Annotated in this window: 19 protein-coding genes; 17 read left to right on the top strand and 2 right to left on the bottom strand. The window is 48.4% G+C overall.

Annotated elements, in window-relative coordinates; genetic code table 11:
* Window positions 1-8 precede the first annotated feature (8 nt).
* The 11 genes from EP073_RS10220 to EP073_RS10170 are packed head-to-tail and all read left to right on the top strand — an operon-like array spanning window position 9 to window position 12641.
* Window positions 9-2249 carry a methyl-accepting chemotaxis protein gene (locus EP073_RS10220; protein ID WP_128467051.1) on the top strand — a complete coding sequence of 747 codons (2241 nt, stop codon included), beginning with the start codon at window positions 9-11 and terminating at the stop codon, window positions 2247-2249.
* A gap of 19 nt (window positions 2250-2268) precedes the next feature.
* Window positions 2269-3795 carry a chemotaxis protein CheW gene (locus EP073_RS10215; protein WP_128467050.1) on the top strand — a complete coding sequence of 509 codons (1527 nt, stop codon included), beginning with the start codon at window positions 2269-2271 and terminating at the stop codon, window positions 3793-3795.
* Between the two features lie 44 nt (window positions 3796-3839).
* The gene (locus tag EP073_RS10210) at window positions 3840-4901 is read left to right on the top strand and encodes a protein-glutamate methylesterase/protein-glutamine glutaminase (protein WP_128467049.1); all 1062 of its coding nucleotides are present in this window, start codon (window positions 3840-3842) and stop codon (window positions 4899-4901) included.
* A gap of 1 nt (window position 4902) precedes the next feature.
* On the top strand, window positions 4903-5184 hold the full coding sequence (locus tag EP073_RS10205) for an STAS domain-containing protein (protein ID WP_128467048.1): 282 nt from the start codon (window positions 4903-4905) through the stop codon (window positions 5182-5184).
* A gap of 13 nt (window positions 5185-5197) precedes the next feature.
* Window positions 5198-5560 (top strand): response regulator, encoded by a 363-nt coding sequence (locus EP073_RS10200; RefSeq protein WP_128467047.1) that lies wholly within the window; start codon window positions 5198-5200, stop codon window positions 5558-5560.
* A gap of 29 nt (window positions 5561-5589) precedes the next feature.
* Window positions 5590-6654, top strand: coding sequence for a HEAT repeat domain-containing protein (locus EP073_RS10195; protein WP_128467046.1), 1065 nt, complete (start codon window positions 5590-5592; stop codon window positions 6652-6654).
* Window positions 6655-7488 carry a CheR family methyltransferase gene (locus tag EP073_RS10190; RefSeq protein WP_128467045.1) on the top strand — a complete coding sequence of 278 codons (834 nt, stop codon included), beginning with the start codon at window positions 6655-6657 and terminating at the stop codon, window positions 7486-7488.
* On the top strand, window positions 7466-7858 hold the full coding sequence (locus EP073_RS10185; RefSeq protein ID WP_241653992.1) for a response regulator: 393 nt from the start codon (window positions 7466-7468) through the stop codon (window positions 7856-7858). Before EP073_RS10190 ends, EP073_RS10185 begins: the two co-directional genes overlap by 23 nt.
* 11 nt (window positions 7859-7869) lie before the next feature.
* The gene (locus EP073_RS10180) at window positions 7870-10794 is read left to right on the top strand and encodes a chemotaxis protein CheA (RefSeq protein ID WP_128467044.1); all 2925 of its coding nucleotides are present in this window, start codon (window positions 7870-7872) and stop codon (window positions 10792-10794) included.
* 15 nt (window positions 10795-10809) lie between these two features.
* Window positions 10810-11172, top strand: a complete 363-nt coding sequence (locus tag EP073_RS10175; RefSeq protein WP_128467043.1) for a response regulator — start codon at window positions 10810-10812, stop codon at window positions 11170-11172.
* A complete protein-coding gene (locus EP073_RS10170) occupies window positions 11169-12641 on the top strand; it encodes a hypothetical protein (RefSeq protein WP_128467042.1) in 1473 nt (490 codons plus the stop codon). The genes EP073_RS10175 and EP073_RS10170 overlap by 4 nt, the downstream gene beginning before the upstream one ends.
* 55 nt (window positions 12642-12696) lie before the next feature.
* On the opposite strand, the gene EP073_RS10165 is transcribed toward EP073_RS10170, so the two are convergent.
* Window positions 12697-13188, bottom strand: a complete 492-nt coding sequence (locus EP073_RS10165) for a hypothetical protein (protein ID WP_128467041.1) — start codon at window positions 13186-13188, stop codon at window positions 12697-12699.
* A gap of 101 nt (window positions 13189-13289) precedes the next feature.
* On the opposite strand from EP073_RS10165, the gene EP073_RS10160 reads away from it, so the two are divergent.
* The 3 genes from EP073_RS10160 to EP073_RS10150 all read left to right on the top strand — a co-directional run bounded on the left by EP073_RS10160 (window position 13290) and on the right by EP073_RS10150 (window position 16625).
* Entirely contained in the window at window positions 13290-14069 is a 780-nt protein-coding gene (locus tag EP073_RS10160) for an ABC transporter ATP-binding protein (protein WP_128467040.1), read from the top strand.
* Window positions 14070-14086: 17 nt separating this feature from the next.
* Window positions 14087-15523: a cysteine--tRNA ligase gene (cysS, locus tag EP073_RS10155; protein ID WP_128467039.1), complete on the top strand. Its 1437-nt coding sequence runs from the start codon at window positions 14087-14089 to the stop codon at window positions 15521-15523.
* A gap of 337 nt (window positions 15524-15860) precedes the next feature.
* Entirely contained in the window at window positions 15861-16625 is a 765-nt protein-coding gene (locus tag EP073_RS10150) for a HesA/MoeB/ThiF family protein (RefSeq protein WP_128467038.1), read from the top strand.
* Between the two features lie 68 nt (window positions 16626-16693).
* Here EP073_RS10150 and pckA read toward each other — a convergent pair whose 3' ends face one another.
* Window positions 16694-18283, bottom strand: coding sequence for a phosphoenolpyruvate carboxykinase (ATP) (pckA, locus tag EP073_RS10145; protein ID WP_128467037.1), 1590 nt, complete (start codon window positions 18281-18283; stop codon window positions 16694-16696).
* A gap of 270 nt (window positions 18284-18553) precedes the next feature.
* Here pckA and EP073_RS10140 point away from each other — a divergent pair, with 270 nt between their 5' ends.
* From EP073_RS10140 to EP073_RS10130, 3 genes are read left to right on the top strand one after another with little or no spacing between them, the layout of a single operon-like run.
* Window positions 18554-18886 carry an HNH endonuclease gene (locus tag EP073_RS10140; protein WP_128467036.1) on the top strand — a complete coding sequence of 111 codons (333 nt, stop codon included), beginning with the start codon at window positions 18554-18556 and terminating at the stop codon, window positions 18884-18886.
* Window positions 18861-21494: an alanine--tRNA ligase gene (gene alaS / locus EP073_RS10135; RefSeq protein ID WP_128467035.1), complete on the top strand. Its 2634-nt coding sequence runs from the start codon at window positions 18861-18863 to the stop codon at window positions 21492-21494. Before EP073_RS10140 ends, alaS begins: the two co-directional genes overlap by 26 nt.
* On the top strand, window positions 21487-22047 hold the full coding sequence (locus EP073_RS10130; protein ID WP_164885336.1) for an NUDIX hydrolase: 561 nt from the start codon (window positions 21487-21489) through the stop codon (window positions 22045-22047). Before alaS ends, EP073_RS10130 begins: the two co-directional genes overlap by 8 nt.
* Window positions 22048-22063: the final 16 nt, after the last annotated feature.

Below are 22063 nucleotides of genomic sequence, written 5' to 3'. Positions count from 1 at the left end.
GGAAAGCTATGAAAAAACTGGCTAAGCCGTCAAGCCTTGAAGGCAGAACCGGGCTTGTGAAAAAAGAGGGAGAAGAGCTTCAGAAAAAGAGAGATGAAGCGAAACGAAACGCCGCCGAAAAAGCGCGCACCAGAACCCTTGCCAAGCAGCAGGCAAATGCGGAAAGGCTCGCCGCCGCTTCGGAAGAGATGGCGTCCGCTATTGAGCAGTCAAGCAGCGCAGCCGGACAGCTCGGGGACGCAATGGTTCAGGTCACCGTGGCTTCCGCTCAGGTCAGCAGAACCTCCGACAATATCAAGAACGAAACAATCCAGCTTGAACAGGTGAGCCGCAAGGTCTTTGACAACTCAATCAAGTACGACACGGCGATCAGCAGGATGAACGACCGTGTGGAAAATACTGTGGGTGCTGTTAAAGAGCTGCGGGAAAGCGTGGACAACACAACCAACAAGGTTGTGGAATCCACCTCCCTTGTGGAGCAGCTTAAGGAAAAGGCAGGCTCAATAGAGCAGATAGTTCAGGTTGTTAAGAAAATCGCAGACCAGACCAACCTTCTGGCGCTGAACGCCGCAATCGAAGCGGCAAGAGCCGGTGAGCACGGAAAAGGATTCGCCGTCGTGGCGGATGAGGTGCGTACCCTCGCCGAAGTCTCCGAAGGCGCGGCGAAGGACATAAAATTTGTTATCGATTCTTCCCTTGAGCAGGTCAGCCGTGTGGTGGAGAAGGTTACAACCTTCACAAAGGGTTCCAAAACCAATCTTTTCAAGGCTGATTTCATAAGCAATAAGTGCATTTCCATAAATGACGCGGCAAAAATAATGCGTGAGCAGGTGGGCAAAATCAAGAAGGATTCCGAGAGCATCTGCATAGAATCCGGCAAATCCCTTGATATAGTAAACCGTCTCGCGGCAGCCACAGAGCAGAACGCAACAGCCTCCGAAGAGGTAAGCAAGTTTACCGAGGAGCAGGCGAAGGCTTTCGCCGAGCTCACCGCGGCGGCAAATGAGATAGCCGAAATGTCTGAGGATCTGAAAAACTCCACCGATATGTCAAAATCCTCCGAAGAGGTGGCGGCTGCGGCGGAAGAACTTTCAGCCACAATTGAGGAACTCAACGCCTCAGCGGACGAGATACTCAAAGCCATAGACCAGATAGATACGGGCACTCAGGAAATGGGTGATGAGCTTGACGGAATAAAGCACGAATTCAACACCATGCAGAAGCTCCTTGATGAAGGAAACGGCTGCTGGGCAGTTATGATGGTTGAGGGAGAGAAAATTCTTGTGGAACTTGAGGAAATTAAAGCCTTAGACCATATTGTCTTCATCAACCAGCTTCAGGAAGCGCTCAACAACAATACCCTCTTTGAAGGACAGCTTGACCCCACAAAATGCGCATTCGGCGCATGGTATATGACCTATAAACCCCATGACCACGATGAGGAAAAATGCTACCACTCCATACGCGAACCGCACAACCATGTGCACCTTGGCGCTGGAGAGATAGTCCGTCTTATGGAGGAAGGAAAGCTTGGTGAAGCGAGAGAGGTTTTCAAGCACAAGGTTCTTCCCGGGGTTGACGGCTTTAAAAAGGAATACAGAGGCTTTTACCACGGTATAGAGCTTGTTGCCCTCGGTTTTGTGAAAAGTGTCGAGAGCATCAGAGAGATCAGCACTGAGGTTAAACAGCTTTATAAATCATTCAGTAATATACGAAAAATTGTAGATACAATTAACAACGTAGCCATACAGACAAATATGCTCGCCGTTAACGGCAGTATAGAAGCGGCACGCTCAGGCGAATTCGGAAGAGGCTTCTCAGTTGTGGCGTCCGACATCCGCTCACTCGCCAGCGAATCCGCCGACAACGCGGACAAAATGAAGGACATTCTTGAGGAAATGTACGAGCAGACAGACAACTTCCAGAGCGAGCTTCAGGAGATAAGTCAGCTCATCCGTGTTCAGATAGAGAAGTCCGAAGTGGCTGTGGTGAACCTTGTGGAGACTGTGAGGCTCAGAGCCGCCGCAGCCGAAACCCGCAGGGTCTCTCAGGCGTTTTTTGAAGAGGGCGGTCAGATGGTCGCAAGAGTCAACACTGCCTGCGATGAAAGCCTCGGGGTTGCTGAAAAACTCAGAAAGCTTACCGATGAAGCCAAACTCGCGGCAGACGAGCAGGTTAAGGGACTCAACGAAATAGCCGCAGCAGCGGAAGAGGTTGCTTCTCTCGCAGACGAGATGCAGGCGTACTGATTTTTTATAGGAGCGCGTAATGGCTGAAATGAGCCCCGCAGCGGCAATGAACGGGGCGGAGCATTCTGATAAAAAGTATGTTTCGTTTACCGTCGGTTCGGAATATTTCGGAATCCCCATAGATGAAGTAAGGCAGATTATACGTTTGCCCAAGGTTACCCGTGTGCCCAAAATGCCCGTATTTGTTCTGGGCATCAGTAATCTGCGGGGAAGTGTGCTCCCTGTTCTGGATCTTTCTCTCAGGCTGGGGTATCAGAACCCCTGCGTTAACGGTGAGGACACCAGAGTAATTGTAACCGAAAAAAGCGGACTTGAGATAGGCTTCGTGGTTGAGTCGGTCAGTGAGGTGAAATCCACCGAGTCCGGTTCATACGAAGAGCTGCCGGAGATGCTGAGCAGCGGGGCGGACAGGAAGTTTATCTCAGGCGTTCTTAAAATGCGCACCAAGGACGGCATAAGGCTTGTTCAGGTTCTGGATTCCAAAGAGCTTGTGAATATAGCTGAAATCCAGCGGAAGTTTGATGAGTCATCCTCCCAGCGGGGATTTGCGGTGAAAGCGGATGTTGCCGATAAGGAAGTGTCCGACTACAGGCGCTTCATCAGCTTTGAGATAGACGGAAGCGGATACGCCATAGAGATTCATAAAATAAACGAGATAATCCGCCTGCCTGAATGTGTTTCCGTTCCCGGGCTGGAAAGCTACGTGATGGGGATTTTCTCCCTCAGGGAAAAGGTCATTCCCCTTATGTCGCTCCACAGAAAGTTCGGCAAAAAGGACAAGCCTGAAACGGAAGATTCAAGGGTGGTTATAATCGAGATCGAGAACACGCTTGTCGGGTTCATTGCGGATAAAGTGAGCGAGGTGCTCAGCGTGCCCGAATCCTCCATTGAGGAGCCTCCTAAGGTTTTTTCCGAAAACGGCTCGGAGATTTCCGCTATTATCAAGGCGGAACAGGGTGAAAGACTCGTAATGATTCTGGAAAGCGCTAACCTGCTTCAGGCAAAGGAAATCGAAGCTCTCAAAAAGCTTGCCGGGCAGGAAGGAGGAAATTTCTCTATGACGGACGCATCAGCCTCTGCGGCGGAAGAAAAGCAGATAGTCACTTTTACAATTGAGGATGAGGAATACGGAATCTTCATTGAGAAGGTTCAGGAAATAAACAGATATTCAAACGTGACCAGAGTACCCAAAACCCCCGCCTTCGTGGAGGGGATAATAAATCTCAGAGGCGAGGTAATACCTCTCATAGATCTGAGAAAACGCTTTGAGCTTACCGCAAGGACAGCGGATGAGTTTACAAGGGTGATAATCGTGAACCTTGCGAGCATACGTGTGGGGTTTGTGGTGGATTTCGTGGACGAGGTTCTGCGTGTTCCCTCAGACTGCATAGATTCAGTTCCCGCTGTGCTCAGCGCAGGGGTGGACAGCCAGTTCCTTGACGGTGTCGTAAACCTTACCGGCAAGCAGAGGATGATCCTTCTGCTTAATGTCGATGAGCTGTTCAGTAAGGCGGAAAAGAAGAAGCTTGAGAAAATAGGTTCATAAAGGCTTCTTTCAAAGATTTTTAACAAACTGCTGCGGGTTGCCTGATGATAAAAGTTCTTGTTGTGGATGACTCTGCCCTGATGCGGAAAAAAGTCAGGGAGATGCTGGAGTCCGATCCGGATATTGAAGTTGTAGGAACAGCCAGAGACGGACAGGACGGCGTTACGAAGGCGCGCGCCCTTAAACCGGATGTCATTACGATGGATATAAACATGCCCGTCATGGACGGAATGACTGCTCTCTGCATAGTGCTTGAGGAAAGGATCTGCCCCGTAATCATGCTGAGTTCGCTTACTCAGGAGGGAGCTGTCACAACCTTTGAGGCAATGGAGCTCGGCGCGTTTGACTATGTGGCAAAGCCCGGCGGAACAGTCTCCGTCAACATAGACGAAGTAAGAGACGATCTGCTGCAAAAAGTGAAGGCGGCATCGGGCACGGAAGTAAAAAAACTCAGGCGGAGAGCCCTTAAGCCTCAGAAGGTGAAGCTCACTGTTGAACAGGACGAGGAACCGCCTCTTGAGCTGGACGATTATCCGGCTGTGTGCATAGGCATTTCCACCGGCGGACCGAAGACAATTTTTGATGTTCTTCCCGAGCTTGAGAAAAACTTCCCCGCTGCGTTGTTCATGGTTCAGCATATGCCGCCCACATTCACGGCGACATACGCCAGAAGGCTTAACGAATACTGCAAAATACATGTTAAAGAGGCTGAAGCCGGAGAGGAGATCCGCCCCGGGGTGTGCTATCTCGGCAAGGGCGGCTTCCACATGACATTATACAGAAAGCCCGGCGGAAAGATTATTATAAGGCTTACTAAAAAGCCGGAGCATCATTTTATCCCCAGCGTGGATGTGATGATGGATTCGGTGAGAAACTGCTTCGGGGCGAAGACTGTCGGCGTGCTGATGACTGGAATGGGCGATGACGGCGCGAACAGCATGGTGAAAATACGGCAGGACGGAGGCTACACCATAGCCGAATCCGAGGAAAGCTGCATAGTTTTCGGCATGCCCAAGGAAGCAATAGACAGGGGCGGGGCGGATGTTGTGCTGCCCAGCGGCAGGATAGCTTGGGAACTGAACAGAGTCGTTAAGAAGGGATGGTGATATGGATATAAAACCTCTTAAATCAAAGCTTAGAATCATTTTCCCCGGGGAGTGCGAAAATTTTATGGCGGAAGAAGCACTGGCAGCGCTTCAAAATACTGACCTGACCTCAAAAACCGCGGCGGAGATAGATCTTTCCGCTGTGCGCACCATGGACACGACTTTTGTGAATATACTGATCTCTCTCCTGAACACATTAAAGGAGAAGGGAATAAAATATGAAATAACAGGAAAGAGCAGTGAAGCCTCAAGGGTCACGGGGCTTTACGGACTGGGTATCTGACAGGGGGAACAGCGTGAAGAGAATACTGATAGTCGATGATGCCATAACCATGAGGCAGCTTGTCGCCGCCACGCTGAAATCAGCGGGCTATGAAGTTGTGGACGCCCGTGACGGCAAGGACGCGATTACCAAGCTTGAGAATGACAGGTTTAACCTGATCATCTCCGATCTTAATATGCCCAACATGGACGGCATAACGCTCATTAAAGAAGTTAAAAACATGGCGAAGCACAAGTTTACGCCGATCATAATGCTCACTACCGAGTCTCAGGCGGAAAAAAAGGAAGAAGGGAGAAGGGCCGGTGCCAAGGCATGGATAGTGAAGCCTTTCAAACCGGCGGATCTGCTTGCTGTTGTTAAAAAAATAGTGCCCTGACAAAGTGCTGGCGCACGGAGAAATGCGTAATGGATATTCAAAGTATCAGAGCCTCCCTCCTAAACGATGATGAAACCGAAAGGCTGTATGCCGTGGAGGATATTATAACCCTGCATGCGGATGAGCTTATCCCCGATCTTATCGCAGCTCTTAAGAAAGAGGAGAGCCGCATGGTGAAGGAGCTTATGGTAGAGGGATTGAAGCTTCTGGATGTCTCGCCGCAGTTTTCTTCTGTGGCAAAATTTTTTGAATCGTCCGACGCGTTCATAAGAAACTGTGCCATTGAGATTTTCGGCTCCAAGGGAGAAGACGCTGTTCCTTTTCTCACCTCCGTGATGGATCACTCAGATAAAGAGGTCCGCAAGCTCATTCTGGACAGCCTTGTGGCAACAGGCTCAAAATACTGTATTCCGGCTCTGCGTGCCGCTCTCAGGGATAAGGCGCCGAATGTGCAGATAACCGCTGTTGAGTATCTGGGGAAAATAAATGACGAGGAATCCTTAAGCGATATACTGGAAATTTTTGAAGCGTCAAACGAGCCTATGCTTAGAATATCATGTATTGAGACATTCACTCACCTTGCAAGACGTGAGGTAGTGGATACTGTGCTTGACATACTGGGCGGAGTAACTATGGACAGCTTCTACAAGCCGTCCGTTTTCCGCATGGTGGCGGAATGCGGCACAAAGGATCATCTGCCTTTTCTGCTCAGGTTTCTTAATAATAAAAATACACTGTTTTTCAACGAAATATCAGGCTCTATCCTGAAGATTATGATCAGGGATAATATAGATGTTCTCCCTTATGAGTACGAAAAATACGTTATCAACGGAGTGAAGGATCAGAACCTTGATTCCGACAACCGCATAACTTTTATGGGCATAGCCTACAGGCTGTGTATAAAGAGCAAGGAAGAGATCTTCGAGGAGTTCGCCGGAGAGAATGACATGAATGTGATGCTCGCCGCTTTGGACAAGCTTGCGGGAATCAACAGAGAAAGAGCGCTTAAAATAATCGAACGCAGGCTTAAGGTTGCTGAAGGGGATCTCAAAGAAGAGCTTCTCAGCCTCAAGGCGCTGATAGCGGAGCAGTAAATGTTTGTTGTTACCCTTGAGGACTACAAGGATCTTACCGCGTTTATTTATAAAAAGTCCGGCATTAACTTTGAGGACAAGAAACGCTACTTCATCAATAAAAGGCTTGAAAAACGGCTTTCCACTCTCGGTATAGAATCAGCGAGGGACTACATACGCTTTCTCAAGTTCAAGGACAGGGAGGGGGACGAGTTTCAGGAACTGATGAACCTCCTCACCGTGAATGAGACCTATTTCTTCCGTGAATTCGCCACTCTGGAAGTTTTCGCGGAGTTCTGCCTTCAGGAAATAGCCGAGAAAAAAGAGAGGGAGAAGGACAACACTATCCGTATCTGGTCTGCCGGGTGCTCCACGGGGGAAGAGCCGTACACGCTTGCTATTATAGTGCGTGAGCTTCTGGACAGGCACGAGAAATGGAACGTGGAAATAGTCGCCTCCGACATTGACCTCATGGCGCTGGAAAAGGCAAAAAGCGCCCGCTACGATGACAGAAGCGTGAAGGATGTTCCTGAGGAATACTATGCCAAATACTTCAGCTTTGTCGACGGCTGCCACGTTCCGGTGCAAGAGGTGCGGGACATGGTGCGCTTCGAGCATATAAATCTGAATGACAAAATGCAGATGAGGCGGCAGAGGGGATTTGACTTCATTTTCTGCCGCAACGTGCTGATATACTTTGATGAAATTTCCAGAAAGCAGGTTGTGGATCACTATTACATCGCCCTGAACAGAGGCGGTTATATCTTCCTTGGTCATAGCGAGTCTGTGGGACGTATCACAACAGCTTTTTCCATCAAGCGGTTCGGCAGAAATGTCGTTTATTACAAGGGGTGAGGCTATGGCGTTTAAGGTTCTGATAGTTGATGATTCGGACATGGTGAGGCACTTCCACGCCAATATTCTCAAGTCCGCCGGTTTTGACACCGAACAGGCGATAGACGGCATGGACGCCCTTGAAAAAGCGGTGAAAAGCTCATTTTCCATGATCCTCTGCGATCTTAACATGCCTAGAATGGACGGAATAACATTCATAAAGGAACTCAGAAAAACAGGGAAAGAAACCCCTGTCATTATAATTACCACTCAGGAAGAGGCGGAAAACCGCAGAAAAGGCTATATGTCCGGCGCGAACCTGTACATAACCAAGCCTGTGAAACCTGAGGAACTGATAATAAACATAAAAATGCTTCTCGGTATTTCCTGACGGGGTGGGGTATGGTCGAAATTGATATGGAAAAGTTCCGCAGGTCGTTCCTTGATGAGGCAGCGGAGCTTCTTGAGCAGGCGAATGAGGATGTTTTGAAAATTGAGGCGGATGACGATCCGGAGCTTATCAACTCCGTCTTCCGCTCTATTCATACTATAAAAGGCAGCGCCGCGGGGTTCGGCTTTGATCATATAACAGCATTTACACACCATCTTGAGACCCTGCTGGACAAGCTCCGCAACAAAGAGCTTGAGGTATCCGGCGAGCTGGTGGACAGCATTCTGAAAGCCGCTGACGGCATTTACGAAATGGTCACGGCTGCGAAGGAAGGCAGGGAATACTCCGTGGATGAGGACGGAATAATAAGAGAACTTGAAAGCTATATGCAGTTCGGGGGAAGCGAAGCGTCACCGGAAAACAAGACCGCATCCTCCTCCGGAGCCGAGGCTCCTCCCGCTTATGTATCCTGCGCGGATATAAGGGAAAAGCTCCGCTCCTCAGGCAGAAAAGGGGGCAGGGCTTACAGGGCTGATTTCCATTTCACATCGGAGATGCTGGAAAACGGCTACGATCCGCTTCCTGTTATGTCAAACCTTAAGATGAGCTCCGCCGAATATTTCTGCAAGGCTGACACATCTTCCGTTCCGCCGCTGGACAGGCTCAATCCTTTTGATGTATACCTCCAGCCGGAAATTTATATAATAAGCGAGCTTGACGCTGCGGATCTGGCGGACTTCGGCTTTGAACCCGGGGTGGTCACCGTGGCGGAGGCTTCCCTTGATGAACCTGTCCGTGTGCGGGATGAAGCGGAAAAGCAGGCTCCCGCAGCTCAGTCCGTTCCGGCGGAATATATAACTATGGAAGGCATAGACGCCGAACTCTTAGGCGAGCTTGCCGCGAGCATAGAGGATTATTTTGAGTCCATAGAGTCCGTCACCCTGAAGCTGGAAAAGGACGGAAAAGGCTCAGGTCCCGGTATTGACGACCTGTTCCGTGTTTTCCACACAATAAAAGGGGACTGCGGCTATGTGGGTTTCCGTTTTCTGGAGGAGTTCGCCCACCTTGTTGAAGGTGTGCTGGATGACATAAGAAGCGGCAGGATCATGTTCGACAAGAAAGCTGCGGACATTATTCTTGCTGTTGTCACGGATATAAGGGAAATGCTCTCCGGTCTCACCAAGGAGGGGATCACTCCTGTGCCTTCCTCATACCGCACTCTTAAAGCCCTCACCTCAAGCCTTGAGACTATGAAAAGCTCAATGACTCTTGTAAATGAGGAAGTGAAGATATTCATCAAACAACTTGAACAGTTTATAGAGATAATCAGCATAGCCTCCGAAGACGGGGAGCTTGATGTCCGGCAGGTGCTCAGGGGTGTCGGCGGGTTGAAAAACGCAGCTAAGTTCGTGGGGTTTGATGAACTTCACAGCATAGCCGGAGACCTTGAAAAATGTATAAAGGAATCCAAGCCTTTTGATACCCATATGGAAAGGATTCTCAAATATCTTGATGAACTCAAATCACCCCCGAGGATGCTGGGCGAGCTTCTGGTGCGTGACGGAAAAATCACAGAGGATGATATTCAGGAAGCCCTGAGCAAACAGAAAAAACTCGGCGATATTCTCGTTGAGGAGGGTAAACTCGGCAAGGAAGAGCTGGATAAAGCTCTGAAAAAGCAGGAAGTGATGAAGGCGGTTGCCGACACTGCGAGGGAAGGTGCTCCCACGTCCGCCAAACAGCAGTCCGCCGGTCTTCCTCAGCAGGACGTCGGAAGCCAGACCATGAAGGTGGATCAGGAAAAGATAGACAAATTCACCAATACTATAGGTGAGCTTGTGGTGGCAAAGAACGCCAATGAATATCTGATTCAGAAGATAGCCCGTGAATATGCCCTGCCTTCTTCTCTGATTAAGGATCTTAAGGACAACGCCAACCTGATTGCGAGGATTTCTCAGGATCTGCAAAGGGATATACTTTCCCTCAGGATGATCCCGATCCGGCAGGTCTTTCAGAAATTCCCCAGAGTGGTAAGGGATATATCAAGAAAACAGAACAAACAGATAGACCTGCGCATAATCGGCGAGGACACTGAGATAGACAAAAAAGTTGCGGATCTCCTGAGCGATCCTCTGGTTCACCTCCTCCGCAACTCCTGCGATCACGGAATCGAAACTCCTGAGGAGAGGCAGAAGGCGGGCAAAACACCCTTGGGAACCATAATCCTTAAAGCCTATCAGGAAGGAAGTTTTGTCTATATAGAGGTAATTGACGACGGAAAAGGAATAAACACCGCCAGAGTCAGGGAAAAAGCGATCTCAAACAGGCTGATCGGTTCCGATTCGGAACTCAGCGATAAAGAGATAATGCAGCTCATCCTTGAACCCGGCTTTTCAACTGCGGAAAAAGTTACTGACATATCCGGACGCGGTGTCGGAATGGATGTGGTGAAAACCTGCGTTGTAAATCTCGGCGGTTTTGTAGATATACAGTCAACAATGGGGGAAGGCTCCAGATTTGTGCTGAAGATACCTGTTACCATAGGTGTTTCAACGGCTCTGCTTGTTAAGCTCGGTTCTGTAATTTATGCCATACCCATTGAGAATGTGGCGGAGACAATCAAGCTGCCCAAGGACAAAGTCAAGGATCTGCATTACGGTCTTGCCGTTCATTACAGGGGGATGGTGCTTCCTCTTTACAGCATGAAGGGGCTTCTGGAAGAAGACCCCGGAGAGCTGCCCGAAGAGGTCTGCATAGTAATCACCAATACCGACATGGGTAAGGTCGGTCTTATGGTGGACGAACTTATAAACCGCATCGATATAGCCATTAAACCTGTTCCTGAATACTTCGCACACCTTTCTTATGTCGGCGGAATTACTATTCTGGGAGACGGTCAGGCGGTTTTGGTTCTCAACACGAACAAACTCATATAGATAACGGAGAGCCTGATGAGGATTTTTATTATTGACGACAATGGTCTGCACCTGAAAATGTGCAATTTTATACTTACAAAGCTTGAGCATGAAGTATATATCTTCGATTCAGTGAAAAAACTGGACGATTTTACTCTGCAAAATGCTATAATTCCTGATATATTGTTCATAGACTACAGGCTGGGACCATCTGAGACCGGTCTGGATGTATTGGAAAGAGTTAAAAACAAATACAAATGGAAATCGGCAAAGTGCATCGCCTTTACTGCGGATGTCTCGGAAGCATCCCAGCTCAGGGCGAGCGGGTTTGACAGTGTTATTCTTAAACCCGTAACTGAAAATATGCTGAAGGAAGTTGCGGGAAAATATTCCAGATGATTCATCTTCATGAGCTTAAGAATGAGCTTACAGAATACTTTGTAGAAATTGTTGATATTATCAACAAGCTTATGGAACTGCGAGGAAGCAGTTTTGAGAGTATGCTTGAGATTAATTCGTATCTTGAGAAATCAGCAAAAAGCTTTACGGACGATACCGCAGTCCTGATCGCAAAAATATCAGAAGATCTTAATAAAAAAATCGTCAGTATTGATATAAAAAGCATGAAGGATGAAATAACCGAAGCTTCGGAAACCTTTCTTAAGATAACCGATGATCTTGAGCTCCTCTCATATAACACCATATGCACCACCATCTCTCTCGGTGCGAAAGGCGCAACCATAGCCCATATCAGCAAAGAGATTAAGAAAAACGCCACTGTTGCGAAAAATCTTCTCGAAAATATATCACAAACATTTACAAGTATTTATGATGATTTCAAAGAAATAAACGCCACTTTCAGCGAAAACAGCTCCAAGGTTGAGCTTATGATAGGCGGAGCAGAAGACAAAGAAGCGCCTCTTGAGGTAAGCTCGGATATTTCAAGGCTTATAGAGTGCAGCCAGTTTCACGACATAATCATTCAGGAGATTGACGCAATAAGCAGCGCCCTGATCGAATGCACGGATGATGACGCTTTCTGTCTCGGCAAAAGCTACGGTGTGCATGAGCTCGCCATAGTCAAAATGGACGAAGTGCAGACTAAAACCACTGAAATATTTGAAGAAATAAAAGAGGTTATAAAAGAGTTTCTCTACCACATCAACACCGATATACAAAACATAGTAGGTCGTGCAAACCTTGTTAAGATGGAGTTTGAAAAGGCAAAGGAATACAGTGATTCCATAGAAACCATTGTCGGCGGGCTGATAAGCATGATTAAGCTCACCGAAAAGGAGCTTAAAAACGCCGAGAACGGAATCCTTACTCTGAGGAAGTTCGGCAAATCCTTCCGCAACCTTGTGGTAATAACCGCTGTAGAGGTCGCCAGAATAGGGGACACAAGTCTTGAGAGCGTTGTGGTCTCCATGAGCGAGACGGAGCGGATTCTTATGAGTCTGGTGGATAAGCTGTCCGTCAGCCTGAAGCTCTGGGGGGAACTCAAAAACGGTTTCAGCATCGTCCTGAGAGACGCGAATATAAACATTAACCGTCTGCGTGAGCTTCACTCGGACAGTCATATAGACAACCTCCTAAAAAAATCAGGGGAACTTGACGGAGAGCTTGCCCATTTCAGAGGCAAATTCTCCGGAGATGAATTCATGGAGCATCTGAGCGGAGGGCTTATGAAGATAAACCGCTCCTTTGCCGAGATTGACAGGATTTTTCAGAACAGCTTCGAGACCTTTAAACGCAAAATTCCTCAGCATATGTATTCCGATCCGGATTTCGAGGCAGGACGGGCTTCCGCTTCGATCATCGATGTCATGGCGCATGAGGATGATCACTCATCAATCGACTTTTTTTAGTGTCTCATGCCTGCTTAAAATCCATCGTCGGCGCGCGGAATGACGCTATCTTATCTTACTCAAACACCACGCTTTTGTAGCTCTTAAGCTCCTCTATCTGCTGATGTATGGCGGGTTCATCCACCCATTTGTGCGCACGCTCAAGGAGGTACTTTGCCTGTCCTGCGAGTTTCTCTCGCTGGTGATGCTCTTCGTTGGCTTTTTCAAGCATCCTGAGCGACTGGCTGCAAAGGCAGGAGACCATATAGCGGATCTGCTTCGCCTTGTCCACCTTCATGGCAAAACGGATTATGACGGCGGAAAGAAAGAGATAGGCGACCCATATGAATATATTGAATGGCAATGTGATGAGATAAACAGTGATAATTAAGAGAAACGACATCACAACGGCGACAGTCAGCCCGGGAACGCCGACAAAGAAAACGGGAATGTTTCTGCCCTGCACGTTTTTATAATATTTGAACGGTCTGAACGAGCTTCCTCTGCTCACAGTGTCCGATGCTTTGCATAAGTCTTCAAGTCCTGCGACTATATTTATTTTTTCCATCCGTTCATTACCTCCGCTCCGGTGCATGATAAATGAATACTCATTTTTAGCAAAGGGGAAAATGCCTTTTCCACGTGCGTTTGTTCGTGTAATATATTTTAATGAAACTGTTGGAACTCAAAGACGCAACCAAAATTTATACAGCATTTGAAGGACTTTTCGCCGGTTCGGGCACAAGCTTCAGGGCAACTGACGGGATCAGTCTTATCCTTGAGCAGGGGAAGGCTCTCGGAATCGTGGGAGAATCAGGCAGCGGCAAAACCACTGCCGCAAAAATAATCTGCGACATAATCCGCCCCGATGCGGGAGAAGTGCTTTACAAGGGTGAAAACATCCGAACCTTGGGCAAAAAATACGCAGGCTACCGCAAAAACGTGCAGATGATCTTTCAGGATCCCTACACCAGCCTGAACCCGAAACTGACGGTTTTCTCCTCCATGTATGACGGAATAGCCGCACATTCAGCCATGTCAAAGGCGGAGATAAGGGCGAAATGCGAAACTCTCATGGAGATGGTGGGGCTTGAAAAGGAGCATCTGGACAGGTTTCCCCATGAGTTTTCCGGCGGGCAGCGGCAAAGGGTCTCCATAGCCCGCGCACTGAGCCTCGAACCGGAAATTATAGTTGCGGATGAGCCTGTGAGCTCCCTTGATGTTTCTGTTCAGGCGCAGATACTGAATCTGTTGAAAAAGCTGTCAAAAGAAAATAATATAACTCTTGTCCTGATTTCCCACGATCTTGCAGTGGTATCATTCCTTTGTGATGAAGTCATTGTGATGAATAAGGGAAAAATTGTGGAAAGAGGAACAGCGGACGAAGTGATCCGCAGCCCGAAGGAAGAATATACTAAAAAGCTTCTTGAAGCCTGCGTCTACCGCTGATTAATGTGAGGTAAAAAATGCTCAGGGTTTTCAATACATTAAAAAAAGAGAAGGAAGATTTTCGACCCATCAGCGATAAAAAAGTCGGCATGTATGTCTGCGGGGTCACAGTCTATGATCTCTGCCATATAGGGCACGCCAGAAGCGCCGTGGTATTCGATGTTATCCGCCGTTATCTCGGCTACAGAGGCTACAGCGTCACCTTTGTGAAAAACTTCACCGATATTGACGATAAAATAATCAGGAGAAGCAACGAATCCGGCACAGACTGGCGCGAGCTCACCAAAAAATACATGGAAGCCCATGACGCCGATATGGATTCTCTTAATGTTAAAAGACCCGATCAAGCACCCAAAGCAACGGATTATATTCATGAAATGATCACCATGTGCGAAAACCTCATCGAAAAAGGACATGCCTACGTTTCAGACGGCGATGTCTACTACAGAGTGGAAAGCTTCTCGGAATACGGCAAGCTCTCTCACCGCCACCTTGATGAGATGATGGCGGGCGCAAGAGTTGAAGTGAACGAACGCAAGGAAAACCCCTACGACTTCGTTCTCTGGAAAAGCTCCAAACCGAACGAGCCCTCGTGGGAAAGTCCGTGGGGACCGGGCAGACCGGGCTGGCACATAGAGTGCAGCGTGATGAGCGAAAAAATCCTCAGCCTTCCTTTTGACATACACGGCGGCGGGAAAGACCTTGTTTTCCCTCACCATGAAAATGAGATAGCCCAGTCAGAGGCTGCGTGCGGATGTGAGTTCGCCCGCTACTGGATGCACAACGGGTTCGTGAACATAAATGAGGAAAAGATGTCAAAATCTCTCGGCAACTTTTTCACCATCAGAGATGTGACGGATAAGTTTGATCCGGAAATAGTCCGCTTCTTCCTGCTTACCACACATTACAGAAGCGCTCTGGATTTCAGCGATGAAAAGCTGAAGGACGCTGAAAGCTCTCTGGACAGAATATATACGATGCTTGATGAGCTGAACGGATTCTCTGCGGGTAAAAAGGGCATGAACGCTGTCGGCGAGGCTGAAATCATTGCTTCTGAATTCATTGCGGAGTTCGGGAGAGCCATGGACGACGACTTCAATACTCCGGTCGCTCTCGCCGCTCTGTTCGAGTCTGTACGCAAAATAAATAAAATACTCGCAGACAAGCCCGATAAGGACTCTCTTGAGGCTCTCCGGAAATCAGCGGAAAAAATATTCGGCGCTGTTCACGAAGTACTCGGGGTGATAGCGAAAACGCCTGAGGAATGGTTCAAGGCAAACCTTGAGATACCTGTGGACGAGCTTGAAAAACTTATAGAGGAAAGGCAGAACGCAAGAAAAGAAAAGAACTTTGAACGTGCGGATGAAATACGTAAAGCACTCTCGGCAAAAGGAGTTGAGCTTCTTGATACTCCTGCCGGAACAAAATTCAGAGCGAAGAAGATAAGAGACTGACAAACAGAATATAATGAAAAAGCAGGCCTTGCGGCCTGCTATTCCATAATATAACCTACAGGGGAAATATGCGGTTTTATCCGCGGAAATGTCTGTTTATAAAGTAAAGATAGATCACTTCTATAATAGTTCAATCAGAATTTTAATTTTTTTTTCATTTTTCAGCTTATTTTTTTACATTCTATTTAGTTAATCACTATTATCAATAAGTTAGGTATTGAAACAAACCTTACACCCACATTGGAAATACTGAACTTAAATACGGACATTTTTACGCTGCTTCGGCGGGGTTGCCCTTGGGGTTTTATTGTAATAGAATTTCAGTTCAGGAGGAATCATGGAAAGTTATTTCAGAAGATATAAAAGACAGATGATAATGGAAAATTTCGGAAAGGAAGCACAACTCAGGCTTAAGAATTCAGCTGCGTTCATAGGCGGAATCGGCGGCTTGGGCGGAACAGCCGCAGCGTATCTCGCCATGGCGGGCATAGGAAAGCTTGTTATCGCTCACTCCGGCAATCTCACTGAAACCAATATGAACCGTCAGATTCTAATGGACTGTGCCCGAATAGGCGAGCCCAGAGTGGATATTGCCGCGGATACATTCAGAAAGCTTAATCCTGACATGGAGATAGAAATGCACAATGTGCGGCTTCTTCCTGAAAATACGCCTGCGCTGATAAAAGGCTGTCAGGTCGCAGTATCCGCCAGACCGACATTCTACGAACGCAAGAACCTTAACCGTGCCTGCGTACAGGAAAGAGTACCTATGATAGAAGCGGCTATGGACGGGATGACCGGTTATCTTTTCACAGTCAATCCGTTCAAAACCGCCTGCCTCGACTGCATGGTTGAAAAAGACGTAAACGACTGGGAGGAGTTCGGTTTCGGTGTTCTCGGCGCAGTATCGGGAACAATAGGATGTCTGGCAGCAGCGGAAGCGGTGAAGATCATAACCGGTTTCGGGGAACCGCTGGGCAACAAAATGTTTTATATGGACTTGGCAGACTTCAGAACCAGACACGTAGAGCTTAAACGCAATCCCGCATGCAGAACCTGCGGGGGAGAATTAGCGATGACCGTAGGTTCTGCTACAGTCTAATTTTTTTGTGTCGTTCTCAATAAGCTATGAGGCGGTGTTTCCACCGCCTTTTTCGCTCTGTTATTATCTTAAAGGTTTGGTCCGCCTTTTGTGATTTCGGGATCCATTCCTTCCTCAAACTTTTTGAAGTTTTCGGCAAACTTAGACGCAAGGTTTTTAAGCATATCATCATAAGCCTGTCTGCTTGACCAACCGAAGGAGGGGTCAAGAACCTCAGCGGGCACGCCGGGGATAAACTGAGGAATACCGAAGCCGAAAACGGGGTCGGTCTTGAACTCAGTCTTGTTAAGCTCTCCAGTGAGGATAGCTTTAATTATCGCCCTTGTGTACTTAATGGAGAAGCGTTTGCCCACTCCGTAGGGTCCGCCGGTCAGACCTGTGTTAACAAGCCAGCACTGAACGTTTTTCTCTTTGACTTTGTCGCCGAGGAGCTTTGCGTAAACGGAGGGGTGCCACACCATGAAAGGCGCGCCGAAGCACGTGGAGAAAACCGCTTTGGGCTCTGTAACTCCTTTTTCCGTGCCCGCAACTCTTGCTGTGTAGCCGGAGATGAAGTGGTACATAGCCTGAGGTATGCTGAGTTTTGAAACAGGGGGAAGCACTCCGAACGCATCGTAAGTGAGGAAAATAACGTTGTCGGGATGGCTGCCCTTGCCTGATTCAACTATTTTGGGAAGCTGGCTCAGCGGGTAGGACGCCCTTGTATTTTCCGTGAGGCTGTTATCATCGAGGTCAATTGCTCTTGATGTCATGTCAACAGCGACGTTCTCAAGGATAGTGCCGAATTTCCGTGTGCATTCGTAAATATCGGGCTCTGCTTCTTTGGAAAGGTTGATAACCTTGGCGTAGCAGCCGCCTTCTATGTTGAAAACGCCGTCATTGTTCCAGCCGTGCTCATCGTCGCCGATGAGGTATCTTTCGGGATCAGTGGAAAGGGTGGTTTTGCCCGTTCCTGAAAGACCGAAGAATACAGCCGTATCCCCTTCTTCGCCTATGTTGGCGGAGCAGTGCATGCTCATTACACCATGTTTGGGGAGCAGGTAGTTCATAACGGTGAAGATCGATTTTTTGATCTCTCCCGCATAGCTTGTACCGCCGATGATGACGATTTTTCTTTTAAAGTTTACTATGATGAAGGTTTCGGAGTTAGTTCCGTCCTCTTCGGGAATTGCGTGGAAGCGGGGGCAGTTTACCACTGTGAAGTCGGGCGTAAAATCTTTAAGGACTTCCTGATCCCTTTCAGTGATGAACATATTTCTCGCAAAAAGGCTGTGCCATGCTGTTTCGGTGATGACACGGACTTTCAGTCGGGTGTTCGCGTCTGCTCCGGCATAGCATTCCTGAACGAAAACCTCTTTTGTCTGAAGGTATGACGCCATTTTGCTGAAGAGCTTGTCAAACTGCGCTTCTGTGAACTTTTTGTTATCTTTTGACCAGTATACGTCACCAGTCGTTGTAGGCTCATCCACCACGAACTTGTCGTTGGGCGAGCGTCCGGTATGGTGTCCGGTTCTGGCTACAACTGGACCGAGATGAGAGAGGATAGCTTCCTTTCTCATAATGATCTGCTCATACAGGGCGGGCGTGGGCAGATTCCAGTTTATCCGAGCCAGGTTCCTGAAACCGTACTCCTCAAGTCCGGTATGTTCGGTCTTCATAAACCCCTCCAAGGTTATTTTGTAGTCTGAAAAAGGCAAACGGATTCTAGCGGATTACTTGTTTCTGATCTATAGGAAATCGTAATGATTTTGCATTTTTCTGGCATTTTTTTATACCCTTTTGTTAAATATCTGACATTCTTAGGTTTTGAAGCTCAATATACGGTGTAATTAAGATGTTGATAATGTTAATCCTCTATTATATACTCATCGATTACATAAACAGGCGCATGCGTACCTATGTGCTTTTGCTGAGTTTTCGGATATACAATGGATATACACTTTTTTGATACGGCTGATGAAGGGCACATCCGCCGTGAAAAGGAAAAAGCCCGTGAGCTGCGGCGCAAGCAGTGGTGGCGGCAGAAAGTCGATCAGGGCATATGTCACTACTGCGGCAACAAGTTTCCGCCGGAAGAGATCACTATGGATCACATAGTACCCATAGCCAGAGGCGGAACAAGCACCAAAGGGAACGTTGTCCCCGCCTGCAAGGAGTGCAACAACAGGAAGAAGTATCTGCTCCCGTTAGAATGGGAGGAGTACCTTAACGGATTCAAAGATAAGGAGAACATAGATGACAGGCAGCGAGATCAGAGCTAAGTTTCTTGAATATTTTAAGGAGAAAGGGCATGAGGTTGTGTCTTCGTCCTCTCTCGTTCCCCATAATGACCCCACGCTTCTTTTCGCCAACGCAGGGATGAACCAGTTTAAGGATACCTTCCTCGGGCTGGACGAACGCAGCTACACCAGAGCGGCGACATGTCAGAAGGTTGTCCGCGCGGGCGGAAAGCACAACGACCTTGAAAATGTGGGCAGAACATCACGTCACCATACTTTTTTTGAGATGCTCGGCAACTTTTCCTTCGGCGATTATTTCAAAGAGGACGCCATAAAATTCGGCTGGGACTTCCTTGTCAACAGAATGGGGCTGCCCGCTGACAAAATGTTTGTATCAATATACCTTGACGATGAGGAAGCGTTCAGAATCTGGCGTGACGTTATCGGCGTAAAGGAAGAGAATATAGAGCGCAGAGGCGAGAAGGACAACTTCTGGTCTATGGGCGACACGGGTCCCTGCGGTCCCTGCTCCGAGATTCATATTGATCAGGGCGAGGGCACAGGCTGCGGACGCCCCGAGTGCGACCGCAACTGCGACTGTGACCGTCACCTTGAGTTGTGGAACCTTGTTTTCATGCAGTTCAACCGTGATGCCTCCGGCACTATGACGCCGCTCCCCAAACCCAGCATAGACACAGGCATGGGGCTTGAGCGCATCGCCTCTGTTGTTCAGGGCGTTACCAGCAACTACGACACTGATATTTTTCAGCCTATTATACAGTTCACAGCGGAACTCGCCGGAGTTAAATACGGCGCGGGAGCCGACAGCGATGTTTCCCTCAGGGTCATTGCGGATCACGCGCGTTCCACAACTTTTCTCATTTCTGACGGTGTCCTCCCCTCAAACGAAGGAAGGGGCTATGTTCTCCGCAGAATAATGAGGAGAGCGATGCGCCACGGAAAAATGCTCGGCTTCGAGGGCACGTTCTTCAATAAGGTCTGCGGCTTCGTAGCTGACTTTATGAAAGGGCATTACATTGAGCTTGCCGACAAGAAAAGCTATGTTCAGAAGGTTGTTTCCACAGAGGAAGAGCAGTTCGGAAGAACCCTTGCCATTGGAATGAAGCTTATTGATGAGCTTTTTGTTAAGTATCAGGCTCAGAAACTCATTCCCGGAACAGAAATTTTCAGGCTTTACGATACGTACGGCTTCCCCACGGATCTGCTTACCGATATAGCCGAGGATGCCGGCTTTGAGCTTGATGTAACAGGCTTTAACGCTGAAATGGCAGCCCAGCAGGAAAGAGCGAAAAAATCATGGGCAGGCAGCGGGGTAGAAAGCGTCTCCACCATATACAGAAAGCTGAAATCAAAGATTTCCTCCGAATTTGTGGGCTACGAAAGCCTTGAGGCGGAAGAAACGGTGAGCTTTATCATCAAAAACGGCGATACAAGCGACATTATAAAAGAGGGCGAAGAGGCGGAGATTGTCCTTGAGCAGACGCCCTTTTATCCCGAAGGCGGCGGTCAGACCGGCGATAAAGGCGTTATCAGAACAGCCACATCCCTCTTTCGTGTTACGGACACTAAAAAGTTCGGCGACGGACTTATTGTTCATCAGGGCGTAATGGAAGTCGGTTCCGTAAAAGCGGGCGACAGGGTTTTTGCGGCGGTTGATGATGAAGCCAGACAGGCGACAGAGCGCAACCACACAGCGACGCACCTTCTTCACAAGGCGCTTCAGATGGTGCTCGGGGATCATGTCCGTCAGGCGGGCTCAATGGTTTCTCCCGATAGGCTCCGTTTTGATTTCAGTCATTACACTCAGGTGACCGCTGATGAAATTGAGAAAATAGAAGAGATTGTCAACAGACGCATCATGGAAAACAGAGATGTCAGCGCAGCTCTGGAGACTAAGGAAGCCGCTATGAAAAAGGGTGCTATGGCTCTCTTCGGGGAGAAATACGGCGACACTGTCCGTGTTATAGAGGTTCCCGGATTCTCTGTGGAACTTTGCGGCGGCTGCCACGTTGACAGAACAGGGGACATAGGTCTGTTCAAAATAGTCACGGAAACCTCCGTAGCCTCCGGTGTGCGCAGGATTGAGGCGCTCACGGGCGCGGGCGCGGTTGAGCATGTAAGCCGCAGCGAGAGAGTGCTTAAAAACGTCTCCCTCACCCTCAAAGCCGGTGTGGAAGGGATAGAGGATAAAATAAACGAGCTTTACGCCACCATAAAAGAGCAGGAAAAAGAGATCCGCAAGCTCTCTGACAAACTGAACTCCGCCAAAGCGGGCGATATGATGAAAGAGGTTGTGGAAGTGAAGGGCGTTAAGCTCCTTGTTTCCCGCATGGACGGAGCGGATGTTGACTCCCTGCGCAATTTTGCGGACACGGCAAGGGATAAAATGGGCTCAGGTGTCGTTGTAGCGGCTTCGGCGGACAGCGAAAAGGTGATGTTCCTCTGCGGGGTGACCAAAGACCTCACGGATAAAATAAAAGCAGGCAGCATAATAAAAGAGGTTGCCGCAATAGCGGGCGGAAGCGGCGGCGGCAGACCGGATATGGCTCAGGCAGGGGGAAAGAACCCCGGCATGACCGATGCTGCTCTCTCTGCGGTAAAAGGCATTGTTGAAGGAATGCTTGTCTGAGGATATAAAAGAGGCTCTGGCAGGGTATAAACGCCGCACCCTGCCTGCAACGTCTGTCAAGGCGGCAGTGCTTGTGCCTGTTATAATCGGCGGCTGCGGTGCGGAGATCCTTTTTACAAAACGTCCGGTTATGCTCAATGCCCACGGCGGAGAAGTTTCTTTCCCCGGCGGAGTTTGCGAGCCTGAGGACGCAAACCTAGAAGAAACCGCCCTGCGTGAAACCTTTGAAGAGGTAGGCATCAAAAGAGAGCAGATTTCAATAATCGGCGCTCTGGATGATCAGCTTTCCAAGGCGGGTTTTCGTGTCACTCCCTTTGTGGGGCTGATAAGCAGGCCGTTTAATATGACCGTCTCGCCGGATGAGGTGGACAGGGTGTACAAAGTTCCTGTAGCCTATTTTACGGATACCCGCACATCGTGGACGGAACGCTGGGTCAGGCAGGGCGAAGTCAGAACAGTATATTTTCACAGATATGACGATGATATAATCTGGGGGCTGACGGCGAAGTTTGTAGATAACTTTCTTAGATGTATAAAAGCATTGGACATTTAGTTCTTTTTGAATTAAC

This window comes from Geovibrio thiophilus, from assembly GCF_004087915.1.
Lineage (GTDB): Bacteria > Chrysiogenota > Deferribacteres > Deferribacterales > Geovibrionaceae > Geovibrio > Geovibrio thiophilus.
This window is presented reverse-complemented; position numbering and strand designations above follow the sequence as displayed.

Excerpts from the sequence above, each read along its gene's own strand:
- EP073_RS10175 (WP_128467043.1), top strand. The coding sequence starts at position 10,810 with ATGAGGATTTTTATTATTGACGACAATGGTCTGCACCTGAAAATGTGC.
- EP073_RS10180 (WP_128467044.1), top strand. The coding sequence starts at position 7,870 with ATGGTCGAAATTGATATGGAAAAGTTCCGCAGGTCGTTCCTTGATGAG.
- cysS (WP_128467039.1), top strand. The coding sequence starts at position 14,087 with ATGCTCAGGGTTTTCAATACATTAAAAAAAGAGAAGGAAGATTTTCGA.
- EP073_RS10190 (WP_128467045.1), top strand. The coding sequence starts at position 6,655 with ATGTTTGTTGTTACCCTTGAGGACTACAAGGATCTTACCGCGTTTATT.
- EP073_RS10220 (WP_128467051.1), top strand. The coding sequence starts at position 9 with ATGAAAAAACTGGCTAAGCCGTCAAGCCTTGAAGGCAGAACCGGGCTT.
- EP073_RS10205 (WP_128467048.1), top strand. The coding sequence starts at position 4,903 with ATGGATATAAAACCTCTTAAATCAAAGCTTAGAATCATTTTCCCCGGG.
- EP073_RS10160 (WP_128467040.1), top strand. The coding sequence starts at position 13,290 with ATGAAACTGTTGGAACTCAAAGACGCAACCAAAATTTATACAGCATTT.
- EP073_RS10150 (WP_128467038.1), top strand. The coding sequence starts at position 15,861 with ATGGAAAGTTATTTCAGAAGATATAAAAGACAGATGATAATGGAAAAT.
- EP073_RS10165 (WP_128467041.1), bottom strand. The coding sequence starts at position 13,188 with ATGGAAAAAATAAATATAGTCGCAGGACTTGAAGACTTATGCAAAGCA.
- alaS (WP_128467035.1), top strand. The coding sequence starts at position 18,861 with ATGACAGGCAGCGAGATCAGAGCTAAGTTTCTTGAATATTTTAAGGAG.
- EP073_RS10185 (WP_241653992.1), top strand. The coding sequence starts at position 7,466 with ATGTCGTTTATTACAAGGGGTGAGGCTATGGCGTTTAAGGTTCTGATA.
- EP073_RS10195 (WP_128467046.1), top strand. The coding sequence starts at position 5,590 with ATGGATATTCAAAGTATCAGAGCCTCCCTCCTAAACGATGATGAAACC.
- pckA (WP_128467037.1), bottom strand. The coding sequence starts at position 18,283 with ATGAAGACCGAACATACCGGACTTGAGGAGTACGGTTTCAGGAACCTG.
- EP073_RS10215 (WP_128467050.1), top strand. The coding sequence starts at position 2,269 with ATGGCTGAAATGAGCCCCGCAGCGGCAATGAACGGGGCGGAGCATTCT.
- EP073_RS10170 (WP_128467042.1), top strand. The coding sequence starts at position 11,169 with ATGATTCATCTTCATGAGCTTAAGAATGAGCTTACAGAATACTTTGTA.
- EP073_RS10210 (WP_128467049.1), top strand. The coding sequence starts at position 3,840 with ATGATAAAAGTTCTTGTTGTGGATGACTCTGCCCTGATGCGGAAAAAA.
- EP073_RS10140 (WP_128467036.1), top strand. The coding sequence starts at position 18,554 with ATGGATATACACTTTTTTGATACGGCTGATGAAGGGCACATCCGCCGT.